Origin of the sequence: Alkalibaculum bacchi, from assembly GCF_003317055.1 — a bacterium.
Classification (GTDB): Bacteria; Bacillota; Clostridia; order Eubacteriales; family Alkalibacteraceae; genus Alkalibaculum; species Alkalibaculum bacchi.
In genome coordinates, this window is sequence record NZ_QNRX01000005.1 from 14,584 (window position 1) to 35,005 (window position 20,422).

The 20,422-nt window shown below is 33.2% G+C and carries 20 protein-coding genes; 1 reads left to right on the forward strand and 19 read right to left on the reverse strand.

Features of this window, described 5'->3' with window-relative positions; all coding sequences use genetic code 11:
- Positions 1–19 precede the first annotated feature (19 nt).
- From DES36_RS04710 to DES36_RS04765, 14 genes are all read right to left on the reverse strand, one after another.
- A complete protein-coding gene (locus DES36_RS04710) occupies positions 20–1,306 on the reverse strand; it encodes a TIGR02679 domain-containing protein (protein WP_113920072.1) in 1,287 nt (428 codons plus the stop codon).
- On the reverse strand, positions 1,306–5,382 hold the full coding sequence (locus tag DES36_RS04715) for a TIGR02680 family protein (RefSeq protein WP_113920073.1): 4,077 nt from the start codon (positions 5,380–5,382) through the stop codon (positions 1,306–1,308). Before DES36_RS04715 ends, DES36_RS04710 begins: the two co-directional genes overlap by 1 nt.
- A gap of 1 nt (position 5,383) precedes the next feature.
- Complete coding sequence (locus DES36_RS04720) at positions 5,384–6,532, reverse strand: TIGR02678 family protein (protein WP_113920074.1); 1,149 nt, start codon at positions 6,530–6,532, stop codon at positions 5,384–5,386.
- Between the two features lie 5 nt (positions 6,533–6,537).
- Complete coding sequence (locus tag DES36_RS04725) at positions 6,538–8,019, reverse strand: TIGR02677 family protein (protein WP_113920075.1); 1,482 nt, start codon at positions 8,017–8,019, stop codon at positions 6,538–6,540.
- Between the two features lie 117 nt (positions 8,020–8,136).
- Positions 8,137–9,030 carry a hypothetical protein gene (locus DES36_RS04730; protein ID WP_113920076.1) on the reverse strand — a complete coding sequence of 298 codons (894 nt, stop codon included), beginning with the start codon at positions 9,028–9,030 and terminating at the stop codon, positions 8,137–8,139.
- Between the two features lie 547 nt (positions 9,031–9,577).
- Positions 9,578–10,219 carry a DUF3786 domain-containing protein gene (locus DES36_RS04735; protein WP_113920077.1) on the reverse strand — a complete coding sequence of 214 codons (642 nt, stop codon included), beginning with the start codon at positions 10,217–10,219 and terminating at the stop codon, positions 9,578–9,580.
- Between the two features lie 65 nt (positions 10,220–10,284).
- Complete coding sequence (locus tag DES36_RS15265) at positions 10,285–10,413, reverse strand: hypothetical protein (RefSeq protein WP_278278690.1); 129 nt, start codon at positions 10,411–10,413, stop codon at positions 10,285–10,287.
- Positions 10,414–10,547: 134 nt separating this feature from the next.
- On the reverse strand, positions 10,548–10,835 hold the full coding sequence (locus tag DES36_RS04740) for a hypothetical protein (RefSeq protein ID WP_113920078.1): 288 nt from the start codon (positions 10,833–10,835) through the stop codon (positions 10,548–10,550).
- Positions 10,836–10,897: 62 nt separating this feature from the next.
- Complete coding sequence (locus DES36_RS15025) at positions 10,898–11,041, reverse strand: hypothetical protein (protein WP_242981699.1); 144 nt, start codon at positions 11,039–11,041, stop codon at positions 10,898–10,900.
- Between the two features lie 318 nt (positions 11,042–11,359).
- Positions 11,360–11,914 carry a hypothetical protein gene (locus DES36_RS04750; RefSeq protein ID WP_113920079.1) on the reverse strand — a complete coding sequence of 185 codons (555 nt, stop codon included), beginning with the start codon at positions 11,912–11,914 and terminating at the stop codon, positions 11,360–11,362.
- Between the two features lie 335 nt (positions 11,915–12,249).
- The gene (locus tag DES36_RS04755) at positions 12,250–12,906 is read right to left on the reverse strand and encodes a hypothetical protein (protein ID WP_113920080.1); all 657 of its coding nucleotides are present in this window, start codon (positions 12,904–12,906) and stop codon (positions 12,250–12,252) included.
- 17 nt (positions 12,907–12,923) lie between these two features.
- On the reverse strand, positions 12,924–13,067 hold the full coding sequence (locus DES36_RS14755; RefSeq protein WP_170128177.1) for a DUF6019 family protein: 144 nt from the start codon (positions 13,065–13,067) through the stop codon (positions 12,924–12,926).
- Between the two features lie 27 nt (positions 13,068–13,094).
- The gene (locus DES36_RS04760; protein ID WP_113920081.1) at positions 13,095–14,084 is read right to left on the reverse strand and encodes a DUF4003 family protein; all 990 of its coding nucleotides are present in this window, start codon (positions 14,082–14,084) and stop codon (positions 13,095–13,097) included.
- 17 nt (positions 14,085–14,101) lie between these two features.
- Positions 14,102–14,335: a hypothetical protein gene (locus DES36_RS04765; protein ID WP_113920082.1), complete on the reverse strand. Its 234-nt coding sequence runs from the start codon at positions 14,333–14,335 to the stop codon at positions 14,102–14,104.
- Between the two features lie 306 nt (positions 14,336–14,641).
- Between DES36_RS04765 and dinB the strand changes: the two genes are divergently transcribed.
- Positions 14,642–15,859 (forward strand): DNA polymerase IV, encoded by a 1,218-nt coding sequence (dinB, locus tag DES36_RS04770; RefSeq protein ID WP_113920083.1) that lies wholly within the window; start codon positions 14,642–14,644, stop codon positions 15,857–15,859.
- 13 nt (positions 15,860–15,872) lie between these two features.
- Here dinB and DES36_RS04775 read toward each other — a convergent pair whose 3' ends face one another.
- The 5 genes from DES36_RS04775 to DES36_RS04795 all read right to left on the reverse strand — a co-directional run bounded on the left by DES36_RS04775 (position 15,873) and on the right by DES36_RS04795 (position 20,356).
- Positions 15,873–16,820: a CobW family GTP-binding protein gene (locus DES36_RS04775; RefSeq protein WP_113920084.1), complete on the reverse strand. Its 948-nt coding sequence runs from the start codon at positions 16,818–16,820 to the stop codon at positions 15,873–15,875.
- A 225-nt stretch (positions 16,821–17,045) separates the two neighbouring features.
- Positions 17,046–17,843 carry a methyltetrahydrofolate cobalamin methyltransferase gene (locus DES36_RS04780; protein ID WP_113920085.1) on the reverse strand — a complete coding sequence of 266 codons (798 nt, stop codon included), beginning with the start codon at positions 17,841–17,843 and terminating at the stop codon, positions 17,046–17,048.
- A 23-nt stretch (positions 17,844–17,866) separates the two neighbouring features.
- Positions 17,867–18,514 carry a cobalamin B12-binding domain-containing protein gene (locus DES36_RS04785; RefSeq protein ID WP_113920086.1) on the reverse strand — a complete coding sequence of 216 codons (648 nt, stop codon included), beginning with the start codon at positions 18,512–18,514 and terminating at the stop codon, positions 17,867–17,869.
- Between the two features lie 58 nt (positions 18,515–18,572).
- On the reverse strand, positions 18,573–19,967 hold the full coding sequence (locus DES36_RS04790) for a methyltransferase MtaB domain-containing protein (RefSeq protein WP_113920087.1): 1,395 nt from the start codon (positions 19,965–19,967) through the stop codon (positions 18,573–18,575).
- Between the two features lie 29 nt (positions 19,968–19,996).
- Complete coding sequence (locus tag DES36_RS04795) at positions 19,997–20,356, reverse strand: B12-binding domain-containing protein (protein ID WP_170128178.1); 360 nt, start codon at positions 20,354–20,356, stop codon at positions 19,997–19,999.
- Positions 20,357–20,422 lie beyond the last annotated feature (66 nt).

Genomic DNA, 20,422 nt, shown 5'->3' on the forward strand with positions numbered 1-20,422 from the left:
AATCATACAACTCAGGTTCTTATATCCCCTCTAAAATATCCGAAATATAATATTCAAGTAATAGTTCTTGATAGGCACCATAACGCCTTTTCTTAATTTCATTAGCAATAACTTGTAACTCTGGACTTTTTATATTATCTAGCTTTTTTAGCCTCTGCTCTGTCAATTTTACCTTTGACTGTATTTCGTTGTACTCCTCTATACCGTATCTCCATAAAATCAGAGACTCTCCGTATCGTTGTTTTAATTTGTCTGCAATCATAATGCCCTCTGGATCAAAATCACCTGAGTAATACACCTTAACGTCATCTTGGACAATTTTATCTAGCAAAACCAAGGATGCCAGTCGTAGCTGTCCATAGGTGCAGATCGTAGATGGGCTTATTTTTCTTGTTTGATAGAGGACTTCACTAAATACTGTAGGATTTTCGAATACATATACCTTTTTGTCTCTACATTTTACTTCTTCAATATTACTAAGATTCAATAAAGATATTTGCAAAGGCTCTCCTGATTGCATAAAGCCCTCCCACCCTTTATGAATTTCTTCTGTTTTCCATGCGCTTATTCCACTGCACATAGTAAAATTAGATAGTTCATCAATGAGCAGTCCTGATTTATACAGCAATTCACTTTGTTCTTCAGCGTTTTCAGGATAAGTACAATTGAATTTATAAGCAATGGCATAAAGGAGGAGTTTACCGCATATTTTGTTTCGATCAAAAGTATGAGGATCCTTAGTAATGCGCGAAGCGTATAAAGCTAATCGAATCTTAGTATCATCTAAAGGCAATTGATTTAAGCCTTCACATGCGTATTGTAGATATTTTTCCAACAGAGATGGATTTTCATCGTATTTTTGACTGATAATGCGATAAGCATTGTCTTTATTTTCAAGAGCATCTTTCAACCATTTATTTGCCAGTGTTCCTTCAAAGGGCTTTAATACTTTATCAAAGTAACTTTTTTTAGCCTCTTCGTATTGAAGATGAAGTTCTTTTTTAGATTGCAGTTTCTCTCCAAAATAACATTCTAAAACATCAATAAAGTCAACGCCTTCAAACCTTGTGTTGTTTAAAACCTTTGCAAAAGACATAACTGATATCTGTGCAGATTTTTTATAGTAGTCCTTTTGAAAGTAACCAGAAAGGGCTTCTTTTTCGTCTTCCTTCAAATGAAATAATTGAATACTTCCTCCTAAATGACCTAAAGATTCATATTTTTCTTTTATTTTCTCTAAAGAGCGTCTCAAACCTGGTGTATTCTTAAAATAATCTGCACAAGCTTTCGATAAACCATTTTCCATTAAACTACCAATTCTTTCACTTTTCCATCCCAATGGTAGCGAAGGACCGTTACAAAATTTGCATTATCTGGGCGAATTAACTCGCTAATAGAAAGAGAGGGAACCGTATCGTAATCTCCCCATAGTATTTGTGAATTCATAATATAACCTAAATCTAATTCATTTAACAATCGAAACATATCTCGAATATTTTGTTCATCTACTCCAGCAAAGGCCTCATCTAAAGATATGATTCTAGGACAATCTTTTCGTCCACCTTCGTAACGGGCGTTTACAGCAGAAAACAAAGGTACATACATGGCCATTGCCTTTTCACCACCACTAAATTGATAGAAAGCATTATTGGTGAGCTCTTTTTTCATCTGACCCGTCTTTACAAAATAAAGTTTAAACTCAAACCACTTACGATAATCCAAAATTTCTCTCATAATGCTGTGAAAAGTGATATTTTGACCATTGTCCTCTGTAGCTCTTCTGGCCAAGGCAATTTTAGACCTAAAGTGTTCTGAAAGCTTATCTAAATCCTCTACCCGCATCAAATTAGCATCTTGCTTTAGCAATTGGACCAATTCTTTTGTATCAAGCTGTTCTTCTGTCTCTGCTTTCTTGCTAGTCCACTGCAAGCTGAAAGACAGTCCACTAGAGGTATTCATAGACTTCATGAGAGTGTTCATTCGACCTACCCATTTTTCACTGTGAAAAATCCTCGATTTTATTTTTTTGCTGATATTTTTTACTAAAATATCCTCAAACAATTGCCGATCGCTTTCTCTAAGGAGGTTTTCATTTTCTTCAATACTATCGTTCATAAATTCTATTAATTCATAAAAATCTACCTTTTTTCCACGAACTTTAGCCGTAATATTGCGTCTCTGTCTTTGTATAACTCCGTTCAAAAAACCATCTTCTTGATAAGGTTCGAAAATGTAGTCTAGACTTACGGAATAATCTCTAAGATAAGAGGCATTTTCATGAAATTTTTCTATCAATGCATTTGTATAATACCCTCTCTCTCGATTATCTTTCTCTTCTTGAGATATCTCTTGAAGAACCTTTTTTGCCAAGGATATTGGTGCTTCTTCTCCTTCAAACGTTATGACATACTTCAAACCATACTCTTCCATAAAAACGTCTTCACAGTATTTATTTATCTTTTCATGTGTATGGCTTTTCTCCTCTAGCTCTTTTAATTTTTCTGTTGCGCTACTGTAGTTAGCCTTTTCATTAGCACGCTCATCTGTCTTTTTTAATTGTTTTTTTGGAATTTCGTCTAATAATTGCAAACACCTATTAATTTCTTCTTTGATTTCTTCGTAATTTGTGTAAGTTAATTGTTCCTTTAAATTATTGAGAACCATAGAAGCTCTCTCTGTTTTATTGGATAGATTGTTAATATCATATAGCAAATCATCTAAGTCTGCCTCTATTTGATCTTTCTGTTCAAGTGTTACGCTAATTAAGCCTAGAGAATGAATAAAGGAATTGTGGGTTTTTTCCAATTCGTACAGCTCATCTCGATACACTTTTGATTTGACAAAAGCTTCTTGAAAGATTTCTAAATTAGGCTTTAACTGAAGTTTATGCGTCTTTTCATATACCCTTTCTCGTGCTGTTTTTAGGGCTTCATATTTTTCCTTTTCTTTATCTGTTTTTATCTTTACTTCTTCAATAGACATTTTATAGCTAAATTCTGCAGTTTTCACTTCTTCTACTGCAGTCATTAAATCTATATGACTTGGTACTCCATGAAATTCAGACTCGAGAAGATCATAATCTTTAATTAAAAGGTCTAGCTTTTCCATATACTCTTGAATAATGCCTTCAAGTGATTCTAATTCTTCTTTTAATTCGCCAATCTTTTTATCCCTATAGGCTCTTCTAGCTGCAGTGCCAATATATCTAGGAATATATGACTTTGACACTTTTCCTTCTAAAATTCCTAAGCCATAAAATCCCTTCTCATCGATATACGTTTCATTTCCTGAATCAATTAAAATACTGAAGAGTGCACTACTTACATCTTCTTTAGAGATGCCATCTAGTTCCAATTTATCTACTTTTAAAAATTGGTCTAAATTATACGTCATTAGCTTTGGTTCAGAAACGATAAATTTATCGGCACCTTCTATATTCAATTGAGATAGTTGGTTTTTGTATTTAGATGGAAGTACTAAAGCATCTAATAGGCCCATTTCTAACAATGCTTCTTCTATAATCCCTTTTTGTTCTTCAGAAACCCCTTCTTTAAAGTCAATGGCCTTATATAGTGGTATATGTGGAATTCCTTGCTCTTCTAATCTTTTCCGAAACAAAATCACCTTTTCATCTCGTAAAGGCTCTGGATCTTTCTGTTCCTCCCAAGTGTGAATCTCTTGTTTCTTCTCCTCAGCAGCTTTTATCCACTTTTGCATTTCTCCCTTGATTTCGTAGGTCTTGACGTTTATTTCACTTTGAATACTATGGTACTCCTGGCGAATTCTTTCTAAAACCTCATTTATATCACTGCCTACGTCGAAATTATTGATTCCCCTAGCAATATCATTAATCGCATTATCTGAAATATTTAAAATACGGTTTTGATCTTTCCAATAATAGATTTTTTCTAAATATTCTTCTTTCGTCTCTAATAGTAGCCCTCTACACTGCTCTAACAATCGAAAGAATTCATCTCGTTTATTTTTGGTTTCTTCCAACTCTGCTAAAACTTCATCATGATCTTTGTTTTTTCGCTTCTGATCTTCGAGAGCCTTGATACCATCTTCAATTTTGTCTGTAATCTTTCTTGTCTCACCTTTTATATAAGCAAAATCGTACTTTTCTTCTAATTTCTTTTCTATTTCATCTTGTAAAAAACAATGCTCATCAAAGGCAAAATCTATGGAGAGACTTTCTAGTTCTTCTAAATGTTCTTCTATTTCTTCATGCAATTTCTCTTTTTTTTCTACATATTGTTCTTCCTCATAATGATTTTTTCGCTGTGCTTCCTTTTTTCGATCTAGTTGTTTGTTTTTATCTTTTATTTGTTCATTTAATCTGTCTATCTCGTCTTGAGTTTGGAGAATTTTTTCTTTAATTTGTAGGCTATCGTGTTGATCTAACTCTTTCTTTTTTTCCTTTACTGTTTCTAATTGAATAGACAAGCGTTCGATATCTCGATTTAATGATTGGTAAGACTCTTGGGCTCTTGTCTTTTCTTTTGCTAATATAGATTTATCCTTGTAAAAATGACTCAGCTTTTTATTTTCATCGATAAACGTTTTTGTTTTTTCTAATAAGAGAAATTTATTGTACTTATCATACGCATTCTTTATTTTTTCTCCAGACTTTTTGCTACTTTTTAACTCTTCTAACCGACTCTTTATATTGTCCATATTTTCGATGGCTTCAGACATAGGTCGCAAATCGTCTTCTGATAGAGGTTGTAAGGAATTTTCCATTATTTCATAGATTACTGTGGGTCTAAAGTCTTTTGATAGTTTAGGACTTCTAAGCTGGACTAAAAGTTTTATGAGTTCTTCATATTCATCTAATTCAGAAAATCCAAATAGCAAATCATTGACCATTTTCATGTACTCTTTCTGTCCATCTGTGACCTTTCCACCTTCACCTATCCTATTCTGGAGTTCTTTTATGGTAAGTGGAATCTTCTCACCAATGTCCTTGTAAAGAAAGAAGTCCTTTCCTATTCTCCTTCCATCATTTATAACAAAACCCCAAGACCTCAAAGGCTTTCCCCTCACTGCCTTAAATCCTATACCGATCGTCAAGGTCTTGTCCGTCTGTTTTTTCTTAAATTCCATGTACAAATAAGCTAAGGATTCGTCTTTTCCTTCGCCTTCCTCACCAAGAAGATAATTTTCCATCTTTCGAGCTTTTGAACCAAAGGGATCTAATCTTTCAGGGCTCTTGTTTGCATCTAATAACAATGGAATAAAACTTTGCATCGTTACGGACTTTCCTGATCCATTAGAACCTCTAAGGAGTAATCTGCCATCCGAAAAATTGAATTCTTCTTCATCATAATACCAGAAGTTTATAAGACCTGCTCTATTCATCATCCATCGATTGTCATTCAATTTAATTCCTCTCCTCTAAGTTTTCTAAATAATCTTTTGGATATGTGCCAATAACCTTTCCAACCAGTGGCATGATTTCTACTGTTTTTCCCATTTCAATAATAGAAACCATTTGAAACTCTTCCATATATTCTAATATTCTTTCCGCTAAGATAGAGAAATTCATCTCGCGATATTCCTTACTCCATCCATGATCTGTTTTACTTTTTAACTCGTTTATAAGTTCCTCAAAATTTCCTTTTGACAAAATAATGGTTCCACTCTTGTTTACGGAAATCTCATGATTTTTTATTTTATTTACAATCAATGCGTTAAAAAGCAGCACTACATCACTAATTGCTTTTGTGCTAGGAAAGGTGTCTTTTATGTTTTTTTCTGGGTCAAGTACGATTAATGCTCCATTTCGATGGACGTGTAAATTGTAGCCTAAATACTTTTCTAGGTCACTTTCAATCATACCCCTCTGTTTTTTTACATAATCGTAATCTGCATCTTCATTTCCTTCATTGTACATAATAGGGGCCATAAGGAGCCTTCTATAAACTCTATGACGTCTCATAAACCCTCTATCCTTGTCCAAATTAGCCCATTCTTCTTGCTCAAAATCTTTATAAGATCTATATTCTAAAATATTTGTGCCAAAGCTGCGGACAAAATACCTTGATAATCCAGTGCTTTCATATAATACTTCTGCATCCATGCTCCTTGCAAAAACTTGTTCGTCACCATCGTCTACCTGAATCATATGAGCTTCCTGCGCAAACTTTAGCACTTTAATCAAATGTTTCCTATGGCGATATAAAGTCCAATCTACCTCTTCTTCTCCCATAAAATTGCCTTTTATGTACTCTGTGATTTCAGACAGTACAAATTGCTCTTCTTTTGTCTTGTCCTCTAAAAACATTAAGAGTAGACATAAAAAAGCGTATTCCATAGAATCGACAAAGTCTTCTATTCCCATGAAGCTTTCTGCTCTACCTGGTATCTTTTCTAATTTAATTACACTAGGATTTACAATGACGTGATAACCTAATTTTTCATTTAAAAAAATCTTAAACTTAGCGATGCTATCTTTAATGGCATAATATAATTCCTTATCTTCTTCTTTATAAATCCAAAAATTTTCTAAAAGCAATTCTAGTTCTCTCATTATTTTTACCTTTCGAATTCTATTGTAAAAGCAGGCATTTCCAGGTCGCCATCTTCACAATGGAGGATACATTTTTTGTGCCTAAAATCAGGCAAAATCACTTTATAATTTCGACCATCTTCAGTTCTACTACCATAATCTGTTCCATTAAGCCCCTTGCTCAACCAACGGAGTAATGTAGTTCGAACATGAGATGGAATAGTAGGTAGATTTTTAAAGTCAATCTTGTTCTCTATAATATACTGATCCATAACCTTACGCTCTTCTTCTCTAACAGCAATTATTCTTTGCAACATATCTTTTTTCTTTTGTTCGTTATTTCTTATTGGCGTAGTTCTTGACTTTTCCCTATAGGTTCGAATTCGTGGCTTGATGTTTTGAATCGTAGACTTTTCTTCGAAAATATCACTATTGATGCTATCCGTCTCCCTTATCTCATTTGCCTTGATATGCTTCATATGAAAAATTCCAAAGGCAAAACTAGAGAGTTTATGTGCTTCATTGATATCTTTGCAGTTTAAAAACATTTTGCCTAATTTCTTATACTCTTCCTTGCGATTAGCTGCGCTATTTCTACTTTCCGATATTTGGGCGGCATAACGAGTTATTTTTCGAATAATTTCATTTGTAATGTCTAACATCTTAGAGGCTTCACTTTCCCGAGTAGGAGACCCTAAAAACCACTCTTCTAGATTTTCCCACCTACTATAGAAATTCTCTTTTAATAATTCATAAGAAATCTCTGTATCTAATCTAGGAATAGATAATTCGTATTCAATGGCCTTTTCTAGAACGGTTATCGCATCACTTGCGTGATAGGATTTTAAAATGTATTCAATAGCCGATCCATTATTTTGTAATCCTTTTATAAAATCTCTTAGGTACTCAATAAATTTATCTTTAAATACTAAAAACTCCTTGGTCTTCATCATTTCTTCTGCTTTTATGCTGTAGAGATCTCGAATGTAATCCTGATAATTTTGATTAAGCCTTTTAAAATCAGCACTTAAATTATTCCACCAATTGTGAACGGTTTTACGATCCTCGTCGATTACAAGGGGTAATTTGCTCAATTCTTCTTTAATTCGCTCTAGAAGAGATGGTTCTAAGGAAGCGCTTTCTGCATGAAGATTTTCTAGTCGTATCGTCAATCGCTCAATCTCTACACTATACTCTGAAAGTTGATAACGAAATTGCTTATTTTTAAACTCTTCTACCGTGCTTACTTTAGAAGTATCTTGAATGGCTAATAGATTTCTCCAAGAAATAAGTACGTCTAAATCCTGACGACATTGTTCTATAGTGTATTCCTTGAATTCATGGTGTTTTTTTAGCTCTTCAAAAACCTCTTCCTTGTAGAGATAATGTTTCATTTTTTCGTATTCTAAATAAAAATACCTTAAAATAGAGCGATACCTCCAGGTATTCTCTGTAGTAAGGTAGCGCATTTCATCAACTTGTTTTATCAGCTTATTAGATATATCCATTATTTTGATTCTTCCTTTGTTTTCTCTAGATTCTTCTGATCTACTATCAATTACAATAATGTTCGCACAGGAGGTCGAAGACCTCCCCTACAATCCGGATAATAAAATTTATATTCCTTATTTATTCCTTACAACATTTAATAGTTTATCAATATACATCTTATCCATTTGTACATAGTTCGAACCTTTTTCACTAGAATCCTTTTTAACTCCACTATTCATAACATATTTGTCTATATCAACATATTCTTGCCATGAATCATAATCATATTTCTCTGAAGGCTGAGCCATAGATGGATGAGCTAATTCTAATTTTATACCATTTTTTAATTCAATATTATAGAAAAACTCACCCTTATTTCTTCCACTATCAACAAATCCAGTATTTACATATTCTACATCACTATAGCTATATTTGTTTCCCTTCAAGTTGTAAAAGCTATAATCATAAATACCATCTTCTGTGACTACCACTACACTAGTTATTATAATATATATAAGTGGAATTATTGTTAATATCAGAACTTTATCAATCTTTAACCGCGGAAATAAGCCTTTGTTCATTGAAGATAATTTTTCTTCTCTATATAGAAACATTCCGATTCTACTAGCCACTATTGTCAGTATTACAAATAATAAATAGGAATATGGACTTTTTATAAGATAAATTAGATATTCTCTTTTAGCAAATAGTTTTTCTTGTATAAGATTAATCCCTATATAAAATCCTATAAAAGCTATTACCATTACTACTAATAATAGAATATAATATATAAATGATATTATATGGCTTAGCAGATCCAAAGCAATATTACGTTTTTTGTTGTATATTTTTGAATAGTTTCTGAGATTGTAAAATACTAAAGTAATTCCAATTATAACAAAAATTATGTTTAATACTATAGATTCGTAATTTTTATGGTATATGTTCATGAATAGCCACAGTATTGGACCTAGCGCTATAAGTATAGATGAGAATAATCCGTATTTAATATATTTTACATCTTTCATGTATATGCTCCTTATAAATTCATATTTTGAATTGTTTTAGATCATTATGTTTTAAACAAATTACAAGACCAGTTTGTAATTTAAAAGATGTTTGCAATAATATCCTATTACATGAAAAAAGAACGCGCTTTCAATCTAGAAAACCTCGTTCTAAATTACTTAAATATTTATTCATTCGTTAACTTCGCTCTTTAGTTTATTCATATAATCCTCTTTTCTCCTTCGTTTTCCCACAAAATGTGTAGCATAGCATTCTTCTACGCTAGGAGTGCCTGATTTACTAAAGCGCAGAATGTAACATTATATTCCATACATACCTAGCTTTCTTCAAGTAATTATCAATTGAGCAAAATGATTGTATTTTATTCGAGATACCTCTAATATGTATAGGGTAAGCTATAACAATGTCAATACAAAAAATACAACTTCATTATAAGCATTATAAACCATCAATCTATATGATTCAATTCGATTATTTGCATCCCTCCATCTATATTGATAATTACATTTATTATCATTTCTATAAAATTATTTTGTTCATCAATATTTACTCTCCCATTATTTTCTTGACTTTATAAAGCAGATGGTAAGCAATATAAAAAGTTGTCTCAAAATGCATATAATTTAAGATATTTTTATCCCAAAATATTTTTATTTCCCCTGAGAATTCATCATCACAGTCCCAGAACTGTATCATGACAGGCAAAAAATCAAATACATTTATGATAAAACTGACATCAGCATATGTTGCCTCTTTCCCACCTAATTGTACACATGCTTTTGCAAGCTCTGAACACTTCCCACTGAAATGCTTAGAAAAAGGAGCGAACAAATCACTACCAACAGCTCTTCCAGAGTGGCCCGTAGCACCTAAACTAGCGCCTAAACTTTGCATATTAATCCATTCTCCTGATAACTCTAACTGTGCCTTTGAATAAGAGAATAAATCAAAAATAGACATAATTTCATTAAAACCTGCTTTAGAGTGATATAATATACCATCAATTGACTTTTCTACTAATCCGGTCTCGCGATTAATGCGGTGTTTCTGATTGATAAAATTTATGTACAAATACTGTTTATCATAGATGAGATTAAATTTGTCAGCTATAGCTTTGTGATTCCACTTTGGAAACTCAAGTTGAGCTTTTTCTGCTTGAATTTCATAATTTGATTTCCCTAAATCCATACCTTTCCCCCCTTCTGCTTTGTGGTATTTTATGTTGTGACGCGATTTAAAAATTGAGTTTTATGTTATGAATTCTTCTTAATATATATCTTTAATACTTTTGTAATTAAGGCTGTACTATAGAAAATAAATCCTATTATTACCACAGAAATCAAAGAAATGATTAATGGTACAAAAGTTATTAGTCCGTTCACTATGACCCCTCCTTTTTTAATCTAACTACTAGAAGATTACTAATTTAATTAAAAAATCTTCCGCTATTTACATCATATTGATCTACTGTTGCATAATATATAATATTGTGTATTAATCTTATTTTAATATAATTTTACTTCTTACTATTTAGTGAATGTAAAACTTTATTAACAAGATATTTTGCTTGCTCATTATCGCTTTGCTTAACAGAAACAATATGCTGTGTATCGTAATTCATATTTACCCCAGCTCTTCTTAAGCTAAATCTTTCATCGCTTCTTAAAAGTTTTACTACTTTGTGCTTATATTTAATATTATTTTCTGTCAGAACACTTATTATTTTTGTTACCTCATCTATTGAATACCCAATATATACGTCTTGGTTATTAAATAAAAGCATTATTTTATCGAGCAAAAACACTATATATTCCCCCTTATGTTTCACGATATACAAACAATACATCTTAAACAAACAATGTCAGTTTAATTTTTAACAGCAAAAAATATTAAAATCAGTATTCCAATAATTATTACACCTACAATAGTCCTTGTAAGCAACTTTCCTTTAGTTAACTGTCTTAAATCACCCATAAGTGAATGATCTATTGAATCAGCGAGGTTCGTCATTGGATTCTTTATAATATTCTTCCATTTTACGTTTATCTTCCTTCTCCATGATTTGACCTCCTAATATTTAATGATTTGATGAATATGATCCTGTAAATATTAAGAGTTTTTATTTATATAAATTTTTAGCACCTTTATTAACAGTATTAAAAGATATATGATAAATCCTACAATAGATACTAAAATTACAATATTTATTATATTCCATATTATACTCCATACAGATACAACTGACATATTATCACTACTTTCTTATTATACTTTTTTCTATATGTAACATAAAAAATCATTTCAAATTTGTATCAGTATTCAACTACTTTATCCCAACGTCCTTCCATTTGTGTTACCATTAAAGGTATAGGGCTCTGTAATTGTTGGCTCAAAATTAATTATTCCATCGTATACTTCTGGAGTGCATAGTATTATCGAGAGGTTTTTATTTGTGCTATCATGCATACAGAGGATATAACTATCTTCTCCATTTCGCTCTGTTTTCCACATTGTCGTACTCTCATACAACTTAGTGGCTTCACCATATTCTCTTGAAAGCTCCTGAACTAATTTTTCATAAACTTTAGAGGACTCCTTTTCAGCTGGAACAATACTAATATTTGATTGAATTAGCTTGCCATCTTCATCAAAAGTGTAATCTACTTCTCCTATTAAATCATTAAATTCTATATCTTGATATAAAATATAATCTTCCTTTGATACTTGGGGATCTCCCCATTCTTTTTTTATTTCAAGAATTTCATCACGTGACATACCTAATTGTATCTCTTTAAAATAGGGTGTTTCCTTTTGACAAGCTGTCATACTAAATAAAAGTATAATACATAAAAAGATAGCGATTCGTGCAATACTTTTTTTCATTTACTCATCTCCCTAAAATTATTATAAATGTTTCGCTTTATTCAATGATATACTATTATTTATAATAATAACCAATATATCCAATATTTACAATTCATTTTACGAATGTTGGCCAATAAATTATCATATTGCATATTATGGAGAAATTATCAAAGTATATATTATTGAGTAATAGAGAATGAACTAAGATTTGCTGGACAAATTCCAATTTGTTTAAATAGATTTACATTTCCTTCCCAAACTATAAAATAAAAGACTAGCAAAAGGTAAGTCTTTTATTTTATATCTATATTTCAATTTTATTTAACTTAATTGCTATTAAGATAACTACCTTTTTATGCATCTTCCTCTAAAAAAGTAACAGTAATAAGATAAGACCTCTCATATTCCTTCAATAAATTAGGTTCTTCTATGTATTTTTCTATTGGCCAGGTAGCCACTTCATCAGAATTGCTTTCTATAGCTAAGGCGATAGGAATCGCCTCTCCAACTTTTATCTTTGTATTACTGTTTAAATGCATTTGGGTTTTAGTGAAATATCCTTCTGTTTTCTCTTTTACATCAAAAGTATCAGTAAAAGTTGCAGTGCCTATATAGCCATTATTATCGCCTTGAAATCCCATATTTAACTCATTTTTATCCATATTGTATTCAAAATAGCATCTACCCTTTTTAAAGTCAAGAGATGAGCGATTGCTATTAATAACTACAGGCATAAGATCTCCCTTATTTTCTATAACATTGATTTCTATTAATCGAATATTTTTGTTCGTGTTATAATCATATATGACACCGCTGCCGTTGCTATTTGTCACTAAAGCCTGTATATTTTCCTCAGCTACTGTTAATATAGCAGGAGAAATGGTCATTTCAGGCAATGGAGTTATAGATTCTTCTCTTAGAGTATCAGATTCTTCTACCTTAGTGGTAAAGCACCCTGCTAATAGTAGAGTACAGAAAAGGATTGCACATAAAGCCATAGGCTTTTTCATATTGGCACCTCACTTTTTTATTTTAAAAATCCATCATCTCTCGCTTCTTTTATCGCATTTTTTACAGCAAGCTTAATAATAAAATATAAAATAATTGCTGGAATCGCGATAATTATAGGAAACACAAACAAACTTATGAAAACATTTGGCCCTATCATCATATAAACCATCTCCTTTCCCTTCGTTTATTAACTATTTGCAGCATTTGTTGCCGTTACACTTGCCGTAATTGCTGCCGTTACAGCTATTTGCTCTGCAATTATAATGCTTGTGATGCTATTTATAGACGCTACTTCCATAAGCTTATTTTCACATTGTCTCTTGTATTCCTGCTCTACTAAAATGGCACTGTACATCAGTCGCTGTTTCTTTGCTATTCCTAGTGCTCCAAAGCCTTTAAAGGAGAGTAAATACTCGTTCACTTCTACTATATCATTAATCACTTGCTGTGTATTTTCCGTTGTCATAGCTAAGACACCTAGTATGGCTAGTTCTACTCCCGTGCCAAACTTACAGTCTCTATTTTTTAACCCTTCGAAGATCTCCATAACTTTATTGCACTTTTTGAGGAAGTTTTCCTCCCCTAAAGCTAGGGCATGGCTTAAAGACTGAACTGCATTAGCAGAAAAGAACTGAGTCTGTAAAAAGTTATAGCATTTTTCCATTTCTGTAATGGCTTCCTCTACAGTCAAGTCACTAATGGCGAACATTATGGCAAAACCACTATCTTCACTTGATGTTAAGAAGGGATGTTCTTTTTTCATTCTCTTGTAGATTTCCTTTGCTTTTTCTACGACCCTCTTATAATCCGTATCTTTGACCATATCTGCCATTACAAAGGCGGACAATGGCAAATAATCAGAAGAATAAAATTCCTTTCTGAGTAAATCGTAAATCCGGAGTACCTTTTGAAACTTTATAACAGCCTGACTTTCAAGGGAAAGCACGGTAGCTAAAATTAAGTTTGTGGTGCTTCGAAAGGGAGACAAAAGGCCAGTATTAGACTTAATAATGTCTTTACATTCTTTAATTTTTACTTCATCTACTTCTAATTGCCTCTCTGTGTACATACTCCCACAAAGAGGATGGAGTGAAGAATGATCCCATCTAAAATGATTCTTCATAATATCTCTATTTCTCACGAACAGCTCACATCTTTGTTTTAGCACATTGTCCATATGCGGTACCCCCCTGCCTATTTATTCTCTCTTTTTTTCTCCATCCACTTGGTAAACAATTCCTCTTCATCTTCATTAAAAGCATGGTCTGCTCCATCTTCTACATGTTCAATTTCTACTACATTGTATTCTGAGGCTATTCCAATACATTCACAACAATTGTCACAAACTTTATTTTTATCTAAATCACATATTTGGCACCTGCCACAATCATCACAGATTTTATTTTCATCTAATTCGCAGTAATTCATTATTTCACTCCATTAATTGTTGATATTCTTGAATACCATTCTACCGTAAATGTTTTCAGTTGAAAAGGATAAAATGGTATACTACAAGTAAGTGCCTTTGGCACTTTAGCTACCAGTAGCCAGTCTTCAGTCATCAGTGCTAGGGTCAAATCTTACAGGTTAAAAGATCTGACCCTGACGCTCAGATACCATATGATGACTCAAGCAGCAGCTAGGATCAAAAAGTAAAACTTTTCCAATTACTTAAAAAGCGCTTGTGCCGCTTTAAATACCAGCAAGGTGAAAATTTTAAAGGAGGTGGTTCCTATGCAAAACAAAGTAGTGTTTTTAGTGGATATGAACGCTTTCTTTATCAGCTGTGAAACTACACGTCATCCACAAATTATTGAAAAGCCTGCAGCTGTAGCAGGGGATCCTAAAAATAGGACGGGAATTATTCTCACGGCTAATTACGAAGCGAGAAAATATGGAGTTCGTACTGCAATGCAAGTTCATGAAGCCAGAAAACTTTGCCCTCAAATCGTGCTGATTGCGCCAGACCACTCTTTTTACAGGCAAAAATCTCATGAAGTAATGAATGTCCTTATGGAGTACACCCCTATTATTGAACAAAATAGCGTAGACGAAGCTTGGCTAGATATGACAGGATCTGAAAGAATTTTTGGACAGCCTTTAGAAGTGGCTAAAACCATTATGTCTCATATTAATGAAGAATGTGGTCTATGGTGTTCTATAGGAATTTCTGAAAATAAATTTTTATCTAAAATGGCATCGGACATGAAAAAACCTCAGGGAATTACAGAACTTTGGCAAAAAGATATTAAGAAAAAGCTTTGGCCACTTCCTGTTCGGAAAATGTATGGCATAGGAAATCAAACAGCTAAAAAACTGCAGAGCATTGGTATTTTCACCATTGGAGATATAGCACAATATTCAAGGGAAAGTCTTTATAAGAAATTTGGGAAAATAGGATCTCAAGTCTACCTTCTTGCAAATGGAATAGATTCATCTCCTGTAGTCTCTCACAATCACGATGATGTAAAATCCATTGGCCGATCCGTTACACTATCTAAAGATATTAATAATGTAGAAGATGCAAAATTAGTACTCATGAAATTAGCAGATGAAGTAGGTATTCAAGCACGAAAACAAAATAAAAAAGGGCGTACTATACAAATCATCATTAAGTATTCAAACTTTCAAACCATCACAAGACAAAAAACCATAGAGCCCACTAATTTAACTACAATCATCTATGATACAGGCATTGAATTACTACATAAATACTGGGACCCTCACAAATCTGTTCGACTACTAGGCATTAGTCTTAACAATTTTGATGAGAAAGGTCATTACGAGCAGATCTCGATGTTTGACCTTCCAAAAGCCAATGTACCAAAAGATAATCTCGAAAAAACAGCTAAATTAGAAAAGGCATTAGACGCTATAAGAGAAAAATATGGATCTTCCACTATAAATCGAGCGTCTCTCCTGGATAAAAATATTGGATCAAAGGAGAAATAAAGAGATAGATAACTCATTTGCAAGCAAACAATCTCTCTACTTTTCCTTTATTCAAATCTTTACCGATGACGCAGAGCCTTCCCGTATAATCAGGTGAAATATCCCTAATCTCGTACTCGCCAGGCACAAAATCAAATTGAATCCAATCTCCTTCTACTGTGGCCAGGATTCCTTTTGCCCTTAAGACGATACCATAGTCTCTATCACTGAGGGCCTTTAGAGAATGCTCAATATCTCCTTTTGTATAAGGCTGGCTTGTTTCCATTTCCCAGCGCTCAAAAAATTCATTTCCTTTATGAGAATGATGATCATGATTACAATGTGGGTCGGTGCAGACTTTTTCTTGTTCTTCCATGAGAGAGCCTACTTTGTTTTCTAATAATGCAAGGACTCCCTTACTCTCTAATTGATCCCATGGAGTAGTTACAATATTTGCATTTTTATTGATCCTTTTTATATCCTCTACTATGTAACGAATTTTTTCTACAGTAGCCTTCTGTGTTCGACTTAAAAATATGGTATTGGCATTTCTAATTTGATCTTCAAAGTACTCTGTGACATACTCTAGATTCATTTCATATTTTACTACATCCACAATAGTAACAATTCCATTTAATTTTATTTGATCCTGAGAAGTAAATTCAGTACAAGAAGATAAAACTTCTGAAAGTTTGCCCACTCCTGAAGGTTCGATAATAACTCTGTCTGGTTGATATGTTTTTATGACAAGTTCAATAGCTCTAGAAAATTCTCCCACTAGAGTACAGCATATGCAACCTGAATTGATTTCTACAATATCAATACCTGTTTCTTGTAATAGGCTTCCGTCTATGCCGACCTTTCCAAATTCATTTTCTACAATGACTACTTTTTCTCCTGCTATGTTTTCCTCTAGTAACTTTTTTATAAAAGTAGTTTTTCCTGAACCCAAAAAACCAGATACAATATCAATTTTTGTCATAAGAATACCTCTCCCTGAAATGATATATATTTAGCGCCTTCGGCGCTTTAGCCATCAATGACCAGTCTTCAGCAATCAGTGCTAGGGTCAAGTCTTATAGGTCAAAGATCCTTCGCTAACGCTCAGGATGACTTAAGCAGTAGCTAGAACCAAAAGTAGCAGTTTCTTATTCAATAAATACACGAAAAGGAAAAAGCAACTCCTTTTCCCTTTCGTTTATAAGATTTATTTATAGAGTCCTTTTCTGTGAGCCTTTAGATAATCGCAATTAAACTCATCTTGATCTAGTAAAGTAGTCGAAGCAATCAAGGAACCCATCATTTCTTTATCCGTTGGATCTAAGACATATCCATCCATTCCAACTGCCATGATTTGGACAGCAAATAATCTATTTAAGACTTTTCGATTTGGCAATCCAAAGGAAATATTACTGAGCCCACATGTGAAGTGTACATCTGGAAATTCCGACTTAATTTGCTTAATCGCCTCTAATACTTCGATTCCTGCTGTACTAATGCTACTAACTGGCTTTATTAGAGGATCAAAGTAAATATCGTCGTCTGGCACACCAGCTTTTGTAAGCTTATGATATAAATTACGAGCTACCTTTACACGGTCTTCTGCTGTTTCAGGCATTCCAGTACTATCCATACAAAGTGCAACTACTTTTGCTTTATGCTTCAACATAATAGGTAATATGGAATCAAATCGATCATCTTCATCACTTATAGAGTTTAACATTGGCTGATCGTATTTACAAAGAGCCAATCCTGCATCTAAAACAGCTGCATCTGGACTATCAATACAAAGAGGTGCCTCTACTTGCTCTTGTATACAATTGACAAGCCAAGTCATTACTTCTGCTTCATTGTTGACCATTGTACCACAATTTACGTCAATATAATCTGCTCCTGCGTCGTATTGTTCTTGTGCTAATTTTTTAATAAAATCTGCATCTTTATTTAAGACTGCTTCTTTTACAGCTTTTCTACTTGTGTTGATTAATTCTCCCACAATAAGCATGGTCATAACCTCCTGGACATTTGTTAAGCGTGTGCTTTTTCACTCAATAAGGAATCACATAATTCAACTGCAGCAGCAGCATCTTCACCGTACCCATCAGCACCTACTTGATCTGCAAACTCTTGACTAATTGGGGCTCCACCGATCATGATCTTAACTTTATCTCGAACACCCTTTTCTTGTAAGAAATCAATAGTCTCTTTAATATTCATCATTGTAGTCGTTAACAATGCAGACATACCGATGATATCAGGTTTTTGTTCTTCTATTGCCTTAAGAAAATCTTCTGGTTCTATATCTGTTCCTAAGTCTATAACGGTATATCCGCTACTCTCTAACATCATACCTACTAAGTTCTTACCGATATCATGAAGGTCCCCTTTAACTGTTCCCGTAACAATGACACCTTTCGTTACTAAATCGCCCTCTTTAATATGCTCTTTTAAAAGTTCCATACCAATATTCATCGTCTTAGCAGATTTCATAACTTCAGGAACAAACATTTCACCTGTTTTAAACAAAGGCGTTACGAGATTCATACCTCCTATTAAACCTTCATTTATAATATCCATTGGCTTAGCGCCATCATCCATTGCTTTGTTAACAAGACCTTTAACTTTTTTAAACTCTCCATCAAGAACACATTGAGCGATATTTTCAAATTTAGACATATTATAATCCTCCTCTAATTAAACAATAATTTTTGTATTACAGTAATTCATTAAAAATCTATACGCTTGTAGCTTCGCCTATTAAATATTCGCCAGGTAAATATTTACTTTCATCTAAATCTTCTTTAATATCATTGTAAAATTCCATAGGGTCTTCAGGTATTTCGTCTAATTCTCTAGCCATAATATCAAGATATTTATTGTCTCTCTTATCTGCAGAAACTTTGCCATCTGCTATACCCTTTTTAAGTCCTTCAACTGCTAATTGAGCTGCTAATTTTGTTCTCAAGAAAGGATTTTGTTCTTTAACTAATTCTTTACTGATATCAAATACAAAATCAGGTCTAAGTACATAAGCATGAACGTCTAAAGGAGAGTCAGACTCTACTAATAAATCTCTAAATTGTACATTCATGCCTTGTTTCGTTGCTTCATTCATTAATCTACAGTCGTAAATTAATTGTTCCATTGATACGATTGGTGCGTAATCAGATAATAGTTTTACTTGTTGTACCGATTCATTACTCCAAAGATCCGCCACAGCTGCTGAAATATTACCAACTGGACTAAAGTGTGCACATGCTGCAGATTTTCCTTCCGCAGATATTGGTGTACCTGTTATTGCTTTAATATATGGACCTGCGTATTCACAGTCTTTACTAGGTCCTACTGCACCCATTTCGTAAGCTACTAAAGCTCTAGATGCGGTAGCAACACGTACTACTGCTGCAAAAGATTTAGGTATAAATCCTCTTTCTGCAAGTACCATAGCTGTATTAGCAAATCCACAAGAGGAATCTCCAGCTGCATAACAATTATTGCGATCTGCAATATCAACTAAATGTCCCCATAAGAATTCCATATCTCTTGCCGCTAATACGCCTAAGGAGAAGATTACTTGTTTGATTTCCGCATTGACTAATGCATCATCATGTAATTCTTTTCCGCCTGTTGACTCTATAGAAAGGAAATCTGCTCCATCTCTAGCACAGCCTTCAAATGCTTCTATCATACCATCCCAGTATTTTCCACTTCTCATTACAGGAGGACGACTCATTTCTCTTGTATCGTTAAGAGTAGCGCGTAATGCTGTTTTTAGACCATATTTATCTGCATATTCTTTCATAATATCTAAGATGATGCGATTGACTTCAATACCCCATTTAGGATTCTCTGTAAAGTTTACTAATGTTTCTAATTCTAGAACCACACCTGGTGCATAAAGTTCATGAGCTCTTTTTAAAGCGCCATTTATAATGTCTGCATAAATTTTGTATGCATCTTTTACTGAATTTTCATCGATATTCATTCCTGGAAGAGTAAAGTTTAATTCAGGATAAATGGTGCCTCCACCAATGACGAGACCGCTTTTTGTAGTAACTGGATTAGGGCAAGAACCGTACACAAAATCATTTAAATCCTTATAAGCTAACTGTGTAAAACTCTTTTTCATATTGATTCCTCCATATAAATTAAATTATATTAACAAGTTTCTGTTGATACCATATAACCAGATGATTCGATAATCTTTCTAAAGAGACGTTCACCAATGTTCTTAGTTTCTCCAGAAATGGTTCCTAATCTTACTATACTGTACCCAATTATAGGTTCTAATAAGTCTAAAATCATCTGCTGCAGCTCACCTGCATAAATAACATCTCCTACAAGGTACTCTCTGTTCTCAAAATGTCTTCCCACGATTGCCATGCCCTTTTGACAAGCTCCAATAACTTTTATTGCATCTTCTTTTGATGGGTTGGACTGGACAAAATGATTTAGTAAATTTATAACCTCATCTTCTTCAAGTTCGCTTACTAATTGTGTTATTAACTTAAAATTCATAAAGATACCTTCCCCTTGTCTCATAGGCGTTGTAGCTAAAACATTTTTTAAAAGCCAGATATGGAT